The following is an 11,961-nucleotide window of genomic DNA, read 5'->3' on the forward strand; positions in this document are numbered from 1 at the left end:
GTGTCGAGCCGACCTTCGGGAGGATCGCGTAATGGCCTCCGCGAACACCAACAAGGACCAGCGTCCGGTGATGATCATGGCCGGTGGTACCGGCGGCCATATCTTCCCCGGCCTGGCCGTGGCCAAGGTGCTGCGCGAGCGCGGTATCCCGGTCACCTGGCTGGGTGCAGACGGCGCGATGGAAACCCGCCTGGTGCCGCAGCACGACATCCATGTCGACACGCTGGCCATCTCCGGCCTGCGCGGCAAGGGCAAGCTGGCCTTGCTGGGTGCACCGATCCGGGTGATGCGCGCGATTCGCAGCGCAGGGTATGTGCTGCGTGATCGCAAGCCGCGTGCGGTGGTGGCCTTTGGTGGTTTTGCCTCCGGTCCCGGTGGCATGGCCGCCCGCCTGCATGGCCTGCCGTTGCTGGTGCACGAACAGAACCGCGCGCCGGGCATGACCAACCGCATCCTGTCGCGTTTCGCGCGCCGCGTGCTGTCCGGCTTCCCGGGCAGCTTTGCCGGTGGCAAGGAAGAAGTGGTCGGCAATCCGGTGCGTGCCGAGATCGCTGCATTGCCGGCACCCGAGCAGCGCTTGGCCGGTCGCAGTGGGCCGATGCGGGTGCTGGTGCTGGGCGGTAGCCAGGGCGCTCGCGCTTTGAACAACGCCATGCCCAAGGCCTTGGCGGCGCTTGGTGACAGCGTCGCTATCGAGGTCTGGCACCAGTGCGGCGAGAAGCTGCACGAAGAAGCGCTGCAGGCCTACCGCGCGGCTGGCGTGGAAGGCCGCGTCGACATGTTCATCAAGGACATGGCGGCTGCCTACAGCTGGGCCGATCTGGTGGTGTGCCGTTCCGGCGCGTCGACCCTGGCCGAGTTGTGTGCGGTCGGTATCGGCAGCGTGCTGGTGCCGTTCGCGGCCGCGGTCGATGACCACCAGACCCGCAATGCCGAGTATCTGGTCGAGCGCGGTGCCGCCGAACTGCTCAAGCAGGACGACGCGCTGGCGACCAACCTGGAAGGCGTGCTGCGCACGCTGGCAAACAATCCCGGCCACCGCATGCAGATGGCGCAAGCCGCGCGTGGGTTGGCCAAGGTCGATGCGGCCGAACGCATCGCAGACATCATTCTTGAGGAAGCAGCATGAACACGGCACCGCGCACCCGCGCCAGCCACAGCGGAGGCCTGGCATGATCCGCCGCCTCAACGACACCACCGACCTGGTCCGCGCGTTCCCACGCGTGCATTTCGTCGGCATCGGCGGCACCGGCATGAGTGGCATCGCCGAAGTGATGCTGACCCTGGGCTATGAAGTCTCCGGTTCCGACAATGCCGACAACGCAGCCACACGCCGACTGGCGCGGCTGGGCGCGCGCGTGATGCGCGGCCATTCCGCGGCCAACGTGCTGGGCACCGACTGCATCGTGGTTTCCAGCGCCATCCGCGAAGACAACCCCGAGCTGATGGAAGCGCGCAGCCAGCGCATTCCGATCATGCCGCGCGCGGCGATGTTGGCGGAGTTGATGCGGTTCCGTCGCGGCATCGCCGTCGCCGGTACCCACGGCAAGACCACCACCACCTCGTTGACCGCCGCCATCCTGAGCGAAGGCAAGCTGGACCCGACCTTCGTGATCGGTGGCCAGCTGCTGGCGGCCGGTGCCAACGCCAAGCTCGGCGGTGGCCAGTGGCTGGTGGCCGAGGCCGATGAAAGCGACGGCAGCTTCCTGCGCCTGAACCCGCTGGTCGCGGTGATCACCAACATCGACGCCGACCATCTTGAGAACTACGGCAACGACTTCGCCCGTGTGCAGGCAGCGTTCGCCGAGTTCCTGCAGCGCCTGCCGTTCTACGGTCTGGCGGTGCTGTGCATCGATGATCCGGAAGTGGCTGCTTTGGCTGCCAAGACCCCGCGTCACGTGATGAGCTATGGCCTGAGCAGCAATGCCGACGTGCGCGCCGAGGACGTGGTGCAGGATGGCCCGCGCATGCGCTTCACCCTGCGCCTGCCGGAAGGCACCAGCGTGCCGGTCACCCTGGCACTGCCGGGCAAGCACAACGTGCTCAATGCACTGGCCGCCGCTGCGGTGGCCTGGCAGTTGGGCGTGGCACCGGAAGATATCGCCTCGGCACTGGAGAAGTTCGAAGGCGTTGGCCGTCGCTTCAACGACCTGGGCGAAGTCACCACCCACAAGGGTGCCAAGGTGCGCGTGATCGACGACTACGGTCATCACCCGCGTGAGCTGGAAGCAGTGTTTGCCGCTGCCCGTGGCGGCTGGCCGGACAAGCGCCTGGTGGTGGCTTTCCAGCCGCACCGTTACAGCCGCACCCGCGATCAGTTCGATGCCTTTGCAGCGGTGCTGTCGGAAGTGGACGCGCTGGTGCTGAGCGAGGTCTATCCGGCCGGCGAAGCACCGATTCCCGGTGCCGATTCCAAGTCGTTGGCGCGCGCGATCCGTGCCCGCGGCCGCAGCGAGCCGGTGGTGGTCGGTCATGCCGCCGACCTGGGCTCGGTGCTGCCAGACGTACTGCAGGACGGCGATCTGCTGCTGATGATGGGTGCCGGCGATATCGGCGGCGTTGCCCAGCAGGTGATCACCGAAGGTTTCAAGGAGACCAAGGGCGAATGATGTCTGTCGCGCTGCCGCCGAGCCGTACCCACGCAACCGCACTGCGGGCTGCGACGGTGGCCTGCGGCCGCGCTGCAGGGGAGGGCGCACGATGAATGCCATCCTGCGCATGCTCGCCTGGTTGCTGGCCATCGCCCTGGTGGTGCTGCCGGTGGTCGCGGTGGTCAATGGTTGGGTCGGCGCCGAGCGCTGGCCGCTGGCCAAGCTGCGCGTGCACGGTGAGTTCAAGCGGGTGCCGGCGGAAGACCTGCAGAAAACCCTGCTTCCATATGCACGCTCGGGCTTCTTCGCGGTGAAGTTGCAGGACGCACAGGCGGCGGTTGAGAAGCTGCCTTGGGTGGAAAGCGCGCAGGTCCGCAAGAAGTGGCCGGATGTGCTGGAAGTGAGCATCGTCGAGCACCGCCCGTTTGCACGCTGGGGCAAGGATCGCCTGCTGTCCGAACAGGGGCGCCTGTTCGCGGTGCCGCACGGCCTGGAGAACGCGCCGCTGCCCGAACTCGATGGCCCCGATGGCATGACCACCGAAGTGGTGGAGCTGTACAACGATTCGCGCGCACTGTTCGCACCGGCCGGTGTGGACGTACGCAAAGTCGCGATGGACGCGCGCGGCAGCTGGTCACTGGGGCTGGACAACGGCACCGAGGTGATCATCGGACGCAACGATGCGCGCTCGCGCCTGAGCCGTTTCGTGCGCGTGCTGCCGCAGTTGACCCGCACCCAGGTGCCGATCGTGCGCGCCGATCTTCGCTATACCAATGGATTCACGCTGAGCTGGGGAACCCCGCCGCCGGCAACAAAGCAGACGCAGGACAGGACATGAACCGCAAGGGTGACAAATCACTGATCGTTGGCCTGGATATCGGCACCTCCAAGGTGGTGGCGTTGGTCGGCGAGTACTCGCCGGGCAGCCCGATCGAGGTCATCGGCATCGGCTCGCACGAATCGCGCGGCCTCAAGCGCGGCGTGGTGGTGGATATTGAATCCACCGTGCAGTCGATCCAGCGCGCCATCGAGGAAGCCGAGCTGATGGCCGGCTGCGAGATCCGTTCGGTGTACGCCTCGATCTCCGGCAACCACGTGCAGTGCCGCAATTCGCAGGGCATCACCCCGATCCGCGAAGGTGAAGTGAGCTGGGGTGATCTGGATCGCGTGCTGGAAGCGGCCAAGGCCGTGGCCATCCCGGCCGACCAGAAGATCCTGCATGCGATCCCGCGCGAGTACGTGCTGGACGATTCGCAGGAGGGCATCCGCAATCCGGTCGGCATGACCGGCGTGCGCCTGGAAGTGCATGCCCACCTGGTGGTGTGCGCACAGTCTGCCGCCGCAAACGTCAGCAAGTGCGTTCAGCGCTGCGGCCTGCAGGTGGACGATCTGGTGCTGTCCTCGCTGGCTTCCAGCGTTGCGGTGCTGACCGCCGACGAGCGCGAGCTGGGCGTGGTGATGGTCGACATCGGCGCCGGCACCACCGACATCGCGGTGTTCGTGCAGGGCGCGATCTGCCATACCGCATCGCTGCCGATTGCCGGTGACCACGTCACCAACGACATCGCCCACATGCTGCGCACGCCGACCCCGGAAGCGGAGCAGATCAAGGTGCGCTACGCCTGCGCGCTGGCGCAGATGGCAACCGCCGAGGAAAGCATCCAGGTGCCATCCGTCGGCGATCGCCCGCCGCGTCGCATGCCGCGCCATTCGCTGGCACAGGCAGTGCAGGGCCGTTACGAGGAAATCTTCGAGATGGTGCAGGCCGAGCTGCGCCGTTCCGGCTTCGAGGAGATGGTGCGTGCGGGCCTGGTGCTCAGCGGCGGCGCCTCGAAGATGGAAGGCGTGGTCGAGCTGGCCGAGGAAATGCTGCAGATGCCGGTGCGTGTAGGTATTCCGCAGCACGTCACCGGCCTTGGCGAAGTAGTCGGCAACCCGGTGCATGCCACCGGCGTGGGCCTGCTGCTGATGGGCAGCCAGATCGAACACCCACGGCGTCCGTCGCTGCCCACCGGGCGCGCCGGCAGCATGTTCAACAAATTGAAGAATTGGTTCCGCGGCGAGTTCTGAGCGCGGTACCGGTGGTAGGGCAGTGAGGCAGTCAGAAGGGCAAGCAGTAAGGCAAGACGAAGTGCAGTAACGCAGTCATTGAAGCAAGCAACAACCACCGTGCAGGGGCAACCCGAAGCGGTACACCTAAAACAACTCGCCGGTGCGGGCGGGCGCAGAAGGAGAAGGATTCTTCCCGGATGCCCGAACCAATCACGGCAATAGAGAGGACATGGACATGGCGCATTTCGAACTGATTGAAAAGATGGCACCGAACGCGGTGATCAAGGTCGTTGGCGTGGGCGGCGGCGGCGGCAACGCCGTGGCGCACATGGTCAACAGCAGCGTGGATGGCGTGGAATTCATCACTGCCAACACCGACTCGCAGGCCATCAAGAATTGTGGCGCCAAGCTGCAGCTGCAGCTGGGCACCAACGTAACCAAGGGTCTGGGCGCAGGTGCAAACCCGGAAGTCGGCCGCCAGGCCGCACTGGAAGACCGTGAGCGCATCATGGACGCCCTGCAGGGTGCGGACATGGTGTTCATCACCGCCGGCATGGGCGGCGGCACCGGTACCGGTGCTGCACCGGTGGTGGCACAGCTGGCCAAGGAAATGGGCATCCTGACCGTGGCCGTGGTCACCAAGCCGTTCCCGTTCGAAGGCCGTCGCCGCATGCAGGTGGCGCTGAAGGGCATCGAGGAGCTGAGCCAGCACGTCGATTCGCTGATCACCATCCCGAACGAAAAGCTGATCACCGTACTCGGCCGCAACGCCACCATGGTGCAGGCCTTCCGCGCTGCCAATGACGTGCTGCAGGGCGCCGTGCAGGGCATCGCCGATCTGATCGTGCGTCCGGGCCTGATCAACGTCGACTTCGCCGACGTGCGCACCGTGATGTCGGAAATGGGCCTGGCGATGATGGGCACCGGCACCGCACGTGGTGATGACCGCGCCCAGGCAGCTGCCGAAGCCGCGATCCAGAACCCGCTGCTGGACGACGTGAACCTGGCCGGCGCCAATGGCGTGCTGGTCAACATCAGCGCCGGCACCGACATCACCATGAGCGAATTCGATGAAATCGGCCGCACCGTGCATGCCTTCGCTTCGGAAGACGCCACCGTGGTGATCGGCACCGTGATCGATCCGGACCTGGGTGACGAGATCAAGGTGACCGTGGTTGCCACCGGCCTGAACCGTGCCGTTGCCAAGAACGCACAGCGTCCGGGCGAGCGCGGCCCGATCAAGCTGGTGCGCAACGCCACCACCGGCCAGGCCGAGTTCGACGAGTACGAAAGCCCGGCCGACGCCGTGGCCAAGGCCGTGGGTCACACCATGGGCATGGGCCTGCGTCGTCCGAGCTCGGACACCGTGTCTGCTTCGACCCCGTCGGCGTCGCCGGCTGCCGCAGAGCTGCCGAATGACTACCTGGACATCCCGGCGTTCCTGCGGCGCCAGGCTGACTGATGCGGTAGCGGGGGCCATCCAGGCCCGACCATGGCTTGCGCCGGCAACGGCGCGGCGGGTCGGACTGGCCGGCTCCTGGATGCAGAGCTGATACGTCGGGGCTGTCCACCCCGATGGAAAGACCATGTCCTTTATCGCCGGGCCAAGGCCGGCCCGGCGATATTTTCGGTACTGGACGGCAGCTGACGGCCGAATCTGACGCTGTAAAGGGCGCGTGTTAACGCGTGTTATTCTTGTTTGTCCCCCTGGCTGCGCCTGCGCGGCCCCTCCGGCCTTACATACACATGATCCAGCAACGCACTCTCAAGAATACGATCCGCGCCACCGGCGTCGGCCTGCACAGCGGTGACAAGGTCTACATGACCCTGCGCCCGGCACCGGTTGACCATGGCATCGTGTTCCGGCGGGTGGACCTGGATCCGGTGGTGGAAGTCCCGGCGCGTGCCGATCTGGTCACCGAGGTCACCCTGTGCACCGGCCTGACCTGTGAAGGCGCGAAGATCCAGACCGTTGAGCACCTGATGTCGGCCCTGGCCGGCCTCGGCGTGGACAACGTCATCGTCGAGCTGTCCTCGGCCGAGCTGCCGATCATGGACGGCTCCTCTGGCCCGTTCGTGTTCCTGCTGCAGTCGGCGGGCATCGTCGAGCAGGGCGCGGCCAAGCGTTTCCTGCGCATCCTCAAGACGGTGGAAGTACGTGACGGCGACAAGATCGCCCGTTTCGAACCGTACGAAGGCTACAAGCTGGGTTTCACCATCCAGTTTGATCACCCGATGATCCCGGCCAAGCAGTCGCGGGTGGAGATCGAGTTCTCCTCGGCCGCCTACATCAAGGAAATCTCGCGCGCCCGTACCTTCGGCTTCATGCGTGACCTTGAGTACATGCGTGAGCGCAACCTGGGCCTGGGCGGCTCGATGGACAACGCCATCGTGCTGGACGAGTTCCGCGTGCTGAACGATGACGGCCTGCGTTACACCGACGAATTCGTCCGCCACAAGATCCTGGACGCCATCGGCGACCTGTATCTGGCCGGTGGGCAGGTGCTGGGCGCCTACGAGGGCTTCAAGTCCGGGCATGCGCTCAACAATAAGCTGGTGCGTGCCCTTCTGGCCGACCAGACAGCCTGGGAATGGGCCAGCTACGACTCGCCGGCCGCCGCCGAGCCGGTGCTGTACGGCATCCCGGCCTACGCCTAAGTTAAATAGCGGTTAGGACCTGGGAGACGTGGCCTTCACAGGTTACGACTAGTCCTAATTGTCATCATTGTGTGAACCCGATCCGGGTTTCAGTCTGAATTTAACTATTAATTAACAAAAGACTAACTCCTTCGCTGCATTCCGCGGCTAGGATTCCTGCTGGCTCCAATCCGGTCCTTTGAACGGTCGGGTGGAGGCCGGGGCCGATCAGGTACCCGGTGGCCCTTCAGGATTTTGTTGATTCGACATCCTGCAGGGCAGCCAAGGCGTCACGCAGTCCTTTGTGCGTGGCTTCGCTTACTGCTGTGCTGCGTTGATCGTTACGCACTGGGGAGTGCGCGGACGCAGTCGCAGTCTTGACGGTCACCCGGGTGGCCTTCAGCCCGATGGATCGGGCCGCGTCGAGCAGCTGGTCTTCGGCAAGCCTTACTTTGGCATGCCACACCGGCGATTCGACGAGAAAAACGAGGTGTTCGCCGTCCACATTGGCCAACCGGCAACGGTTAGCCAGCGCCGGCGGCAAATGGGGGCGCAATTGCCGGTCCATCGCATCGAGCCACAGGGCCCGGCGCAGCGGATTTCCTGCTTTGTCCGCCATCGCCGCTTCCAGCGCCTGTTTGGGCGCGGAACGGGAACGAACACTGGATTTCGGCTCTGACATAAGAATTTTTCAATGACATTTAAAAAGATCGTAATCAAAACGCGTGAACAAAAGGCCAAGACGCCGTTTTCACGTGTTCAGATGTTCTTTGAGGATCGTCCTCAAGCCCTGTTGGGTAGCGTACTTGGCCTTGGTTGCCTGATGGGCGTGGCCCTGAGCTTCGCCATCGGCATGGCCGGCGATGCGGCGCTGCAGTCCAAGGTTGACCATCAGCAGCAGGAGCTGGCCAAGGTTCGCGCCGATGCGCAGACCCAGGTCAACGCACTGGCCGCCCGCCTCGGCGAGCTGCAGGCGCAGGCCACCCGGCTCAACGCCCTGGGTGAGCGCCTGACCCAGATGGGCAAGCTGGAAGACGGCGAGTTCGACTTCCAGGAAACCCCGGGTATGGGTGAAGGCGAACCCGGCCCGACCCAGGACATCCCGGTCAGCGCGGTAAACACCGACTTACAGGTGCTGGAGCAGCGGTTCGCTGCTTCAGGCAAGCAGTTGTCGGTGATGGAATCGCTGCTGTTCGACCACCAGCTCGAACAGAACGCCGTGCCTTCGCGCATGCCGATCCGCAACACCTACGTCACCTCCAGCTTCGGTGGCCGTGCCGACCCGTTCGGCCGCGGTGTTGGCAACCACAAGGGCATGGACTTCCACGCCCGCGTTGGCGACCCGGTGCTGGCCGTGGCCGACGGTGTGGTCAGCTTCTCCGGCGTGAAGGGTGGGTACGGCAATGTGGTCGAGATCGACCACGGCAACGGCTACAAGACCCTGTATGCGCACAATTCGCGCCTGACCGTGCGCGAAGGCGGTCTGGTGCGGGCCGGTCAGGAAGTGGCCAAGGCCGGCTCCACCGGTCGCTCGACCGGCGCCCACGTGCATTTCGAGGTCTGGCAGAACGGCGTGGTGATGAATCCGCGCAAATTCCTCGGCGAGGGCGGCAATACGCCGGTCGGCCGGCTCAGCCGTGGCTGATGGGTGGCAAGTCAGCTTCGGCTGACTTGTTTTGGGGAGCTTGAATCCCAAGCGTTCGCCCCAAGCTACAATAGGCGTTGCCATCGACAGGGCGCATTGCGCCCTGTTTCGTTTGTGACCGGTGAACCCAGGGGGTGAGCCAGGTCGCACGGCATTTCATTCAAACCGGTTCCTTCAATGATCAACAGCCTGCTTACCCGCGTTTTTGGCAGCCGTAACGAGCGCCAGCTTCGCCAGCTCAACCGTATCGTCGCCAAGATCAATGCCTTGGAGCCGGAGATCCAGAAGCTCTCCGATGACCAGCTGAAGGCCAAGACCCCCGAGTTCCGTGAGCGCATCGCCGCTGGCGAAGCCCTGGACAAGGTGCTGCCGGAAGCGTTTGCGGTCTGCCGCGAAGCCTCCAAGCGTGTGCTGGGCATGCGCCACTACGACGTGCAGCTGATCGGCGGCATGGTCCTGCACCTGGGCAAGATCGCCGAAATGCGTACCGGTGAAGGCAAGACCCTGGTGGCAACGCTGCCGGTCTACCTCAACGCGCTGGAAGGCAAGGGCGTGCACGTGGTCACGGTCAATGACTACCTGGCCCGCCGCGACTCGGCGCAGATGGGCAAGCTGTACAACTGGCTGGGCATGAGCGTCGGCGTGGTCTACCCGGGCATGCCGCACAGCGACAAGCGCGAGGCCTACGGCAGCGACATCACCTACGGCACCAACAACGAATTCGGCTTCGACTACCTGCGCGACAACATGGCGCTGACCCGCGCCGACCGTTACCAGCGCGGCCTGCATTACGCCATCGTCGACGAAGTCGACTCCATCCTGATCGATGAGGCGCGTACCCCGCTGATCATCTCCGGTCCGGCCGACGATTCCCCCGAACTGTACATCCGCGTCAACCGCGTGGTGCCGGGCCTGGTCAAGCAGGAAACCGAGGAAGGCGAGGGCGATTACTGGGTCGACGAGAAGGGCAAGCAGGTCTTCCTGTCCGAAGCCGGGATGGAACACGCCGAAGAGCTGCTGCGCGAAGCCGGCATCATCGGTGCGGACAACGACAACGGCCTGTACGCCGCGCAGAACCTGACCGTCGTCCACCACCTCAACGCCGCCCTGCGCGCGCACGCCATCTACCAGCGTGACGTGGACTACATCGTGCGTGATGGCGAAGTCGTCATCGTCGACGAATTCACCGGCCGTACCCTGGCCGGCCGTCGCTGGTCCGACGGCCTGCACCAGGCGGTGGAGGCGAAGGAAGGCGTGCCGGTACAGCGTGAGAACCAGACGCTGGCCAGCATCACCTTCCAGAACCTGTTCCGCATGTACAAGAAGCTGTCCGGCATGACCGGTACGGCCGATACCGAAGCGTTCGAATTCCAGAGCATCTACGGCCTGGAAGTGCTGGTCATCCCGACCAACAAGCCGACCGTGCGCAAGGACTACCCGGACCAGGTGTTCCTCAACCGCAAGGGCAAGTTCAACGCGGTGCTGGCCGACATTGAAGAATGCGCCAAGCGCGGCCAGCCGGTGCTGGTGGGTACCACCTCGATCGAAACCTCGGAAATGCTGTCCGAGCACCTGCGCAAGGCTGGCGTGAAGCACGAAGTGCTCAACGCCAAGCAGCATGACCGCGAAGCGACCATCGTCGCCAACGCCGGTCGTCCGGGTTCGGTCACCATCGCCACCAACATGGCCGGCCGTGGTACCGACATCGTGCTCGGCGGCTCGCTGGAAACCGAACTGCACGAGCTGGGTGAAGACATCAGCGACGAGCAGAAGGCCGCACTGAAGGCGGCGTGGCAGGAGCGTCACGAAGCAGTCAAGGCGGCTGGCGGCCTGCACATCGTCGGCACCGAGCGTCACGAATCGCGCCGTATCGATAACCAGCTGCGCGGCCGTTCCGGTCGTCAGGGTGACCCGGGTTCGTCCCGTTTCTACCTGTCGCTGGAAGACAACCTGATGCGCATCTTCGCCTCTGACTGGGTGCAGAAGGCGATGCGCATGATGGGCATGAAGGAAGACGACGTCATCGAAGACCGCATGGTCAGCCGCCAGATCGAGAAGGCACAGCGCAAGGTTGAAGCGCACAACTTCGACATCCGCAAGAACCTGCTCGACTTCGACGACGTCAACAACGACCAGCGCAAGGTGATCTACGGCCAGCGCGATGAGCTGCTGGACGCCGAGTCGGTCAAGGAAAACATCGACGGCATCCGCGGCGACGTGATCTATGACCTGGTCTCCCGTTTCGTGCCGCCGAACTCGGTGGACGAGCAGTGGGACCTGCAGGGCCTGCAGGCCACGCTGGAAGGCGAGTTCGGCGTGGAGATGGACGTGGTTGGCCTGGTCAAGGCGCACGAAGAACTGGATGCCGAGGCGATCGTGCAGAAGGTCATCGACCGCGTGGACGAGCACTTCGCGCAGAAGGAAGCGGCGGTTGGCGCCGAGACCATGCGTGCACTGGAAAAGCACGTGATGCTGACCGTGCTCGACCAGAGCTGGAAGGAGCATCTGGCCCGCATGGATTACCTGCGCCAGGGCATCTACCTGCGTGGTTACGCGCAGAAGCAGCCCAAGCAGGAGTACAAGAAGGAGGCCTTCGAGCTGTTCTCGCAGATGCTGGAGGACGTCAAGCGCGAAGTGATCACCATGTTGTCGCGCGTGCGCGTGCGCAGCGAGGAAGAAGTAGCGGCAATGGAGCAGTTGGAGCGCCAGCAGGCCGAAGCACGCCTGCAGATGTCGCAGTTCCAGCACCAGGACAACGGCGGCTACAGCGCCGACGAGGAAGCAGCGGAAGTGATCGACGAGGCCAACGCGCTCAAGGTCGGCCGCAACGACCCGTGTCCGTGCGGAAGTGGCAAGAAGTACAAGCACTGCCACGGTCAACTGAACTGATGGAAAGCCCCGCCAAGTGCGGGGCTTTTTTTGGGCATCTGCCCCTGTAGTGGGGGGGGGGCGGAGGGGCGGCGGGGGAAGGGGGAGGAGCGCCCAACCGACGGCAGGGGGCGACCGCGCGGAGGCGGTGGGTGTGTGGGGAGGGAG

9 protein-coding genes are annotated in these 11,961 nt (G+C 64.7%); 8 read left to right on the top strand and 1 reads right to left on the bottom strand.

All coding sequences use genetic code 11. The annotated features are described in order from the left end of the window. Positions 1-31: 31 nt before the first annotated feature. The 6 genes from murG to lpxC all read left to right on the top strand — a co-directional run bounded on the left by murG (position 32) and on the right by lpxC (position 7,301). Positions 32-1,129 (top strand): undecaprenyldiphospho-muramoylpentapeptide beta-N-acetylglucosaminyltransferase, encoded by a 1,098-nt coding sequence (gene murG, locus AC1VWL_RS15005; protein WP_482987222.1) that lies wholly within the window; start codon positions 32-34, stop codon positions 1,127-1,129. A 43-nt stretch (positions 1,130-1,172) separates the two neighbouring features. After that, positions 1,173-2,609 carry a UDP-N-acetylmuramate--L-alanine ligase gene (gene murC / locus AC1VWL_RS15010; RefSeq protein WP_282266368.1) on the top strand — a complete coding sequence of 479 codons (1,437 nt, stop codon included), beginning with the start codon at positions 1,173-1,175 and terminating at the stop codon, positions 2,607-2,609. A gap of 91 nt (positions 2,610-2,700) precedes the next feature. Continuing rightward, positions 2,701-3,429: a cell division protein FtsQ/DivIB gene (locus AC1VWL_RS15015; RefSeq protein WP_282266370.1), complete on the top strand. Its 729-nt coding sequence runs from the start codon at positions 2,701-2,703 to the stop codon at positions 3,427-3,429. After that, positions 3,426-4,661: a cell division protein FtsA gene (ftsA, locus tag AC1VWL_RS15020; RefSeq protein WP_282266374.1), complete on the top strand. Its 1,236-nt coding sequence runs from the start codon at positions 3,426-3,428 to the stop codon at positions 4,659-4,661. Before AC1VWL_RS15015 ends, ftsA begins: the two co-directional genes overlap by 4 nt. A gap of 217 nt (positions 4,662-4,878) precedes the next feature. Further along, positions 4,879-6,105 carry a cell division protein FtsZ gene (ftsZ, locus tag AC1VWL_RS15025; RefSeq protein ID WP_296247249.1) on the top strand — a complete coding sequence of 409 codons (1,227 nt, stop codon included), beginning with the start codon at positions 4,879-4,881 and terminating at the stop codon, positions 6,103-6,105. Between the two features lie 284 nt (positions 6,106-6,389). Beyond that, positions 6,390-7,301, top strand: coding sequence for a UDP-3-O-acyl-N-acetylglucosamine deacetylase (lpxC, locus tag AC1VWL_RS15030; RefSeq protein ID WP_303748902.1), 912 nt, complete (start codon positions 6,390-6,392; stop codon positions 7,299-7,301). Between the two features lie 226 nt (positions 7,302-7,527). On the opposite strand, the gene AC1VWL_RS15035 is transcribed toward lpxC, so the two are convergent. Next, positions 7,528-7,962: a DciA family protein gene (locus AC1VWL_RS15035; RefSeq protein WP_282266380.1), complete on the bottom strand. Its 435-nt coding sequence runs from the start codon at positions 7,960-7,962 to the stop codon at positions 7,528-7,530. Between the two features lie 12 nt (positions 7,963-7,974). On the opposite strand from AC1VWL_RS15035, the gene AC1VWL_RS15040 reads away from it, so the two are divergent. After that, positions 7,975-8,925, top strand: a complete 951-nt coding sequence (locus AC1VWL_RS15040) for a M23 family metallopeptidase (RefSeq protein ID WP_282266381.1) — start codon at positions 7,975-7,977, stop codon at positions 8,923-8,925. A gap of 177 nt (positions 8,926-9,102) precedes the next feature. Next, positions 9,103-11,814 (top strand): preprotein translocase subunit SecA, encoded by a 2,712-nt coding sequence (gene secA, locus AC1VWL_RS15045; RefSeq protein WP_482987223.1) that lies wholly within the window; start codon positions 9,103-9,105, stop codon positions 11,812-11,814. Positions 11,815-11,961: the final 147 nt, after the last annotated feature.

This window comes from Stenotrophomonas sp. STEN063 (genome assembly GCF_056854515.1).

What these genes read in the sequence shown, in the direction of transcription:
- murC (WP_282266368.1), top strand. Translation starts at nt 1,173, where the DNA reads ATGATCCGCCGCCTCAACGACACCACCGACCTGGTCCGCGCGTTCCCA.
- AC1VWL_RS15015 (WP_282266370.1), top strand. Translation starts at nt 2,701, where the DNA reads ATGAATGCCATCCTGCGCATGCTCGCCTGGTTGCTGGCCATCGCCCTG.
- secA (WP_482987223.1), top strand. Translation starts at nt 9,103, where the DNA reads ATGATCAACAGCCTGCTTACCCGCGTTTTTGGCAGCCGTAACGAGCGC.
- murG (WP_482987222.1), top strand. Translation starts at nt 32, where the DNA reads ATGGCCTCCGCGAACACCAACAAGGACCAGCGTCCGGTGATGATCATG.
- ftsA (WP_282266374.1), top strand. Translation starts at nt 3,426, where the DNA reads ATGAACCGCAAGGGTGACAAATCACTGATCGTTGGCCTGGATATCGGC.
- lpxC (WP_303748902.1), top strand. Translation starts at nt 6,390, where the DNA reads ATGATCCAGCAACGCACTCTCAAGAATACGATCCGCGCCACCGGCGTC.
- ftsZ (WP_296247249.1), top strand. Translation starts at nt 4,879, where the DNA reads ATGGCGCATTTCGAACTGATTGAAAAGATGGCACCGAACGCGGTGATC.
- AC1VWL_RS15035 (WP_282266380.1), bottom strand. Translation starts at nt 7,962, where the DNA reads ATGTCAGAGCCGAAATCCAGTGTTCGTTCCCGTTCCGCGCCCAAACAG.
- AC1VWL_RS15040 (WP_282266381.1), top strand. Translation starts at nt 7,975, where the DNA reads ATGACATTTAAAAAGATCGTAATCAAAACGCGTGAACAAAAGGCCAAG.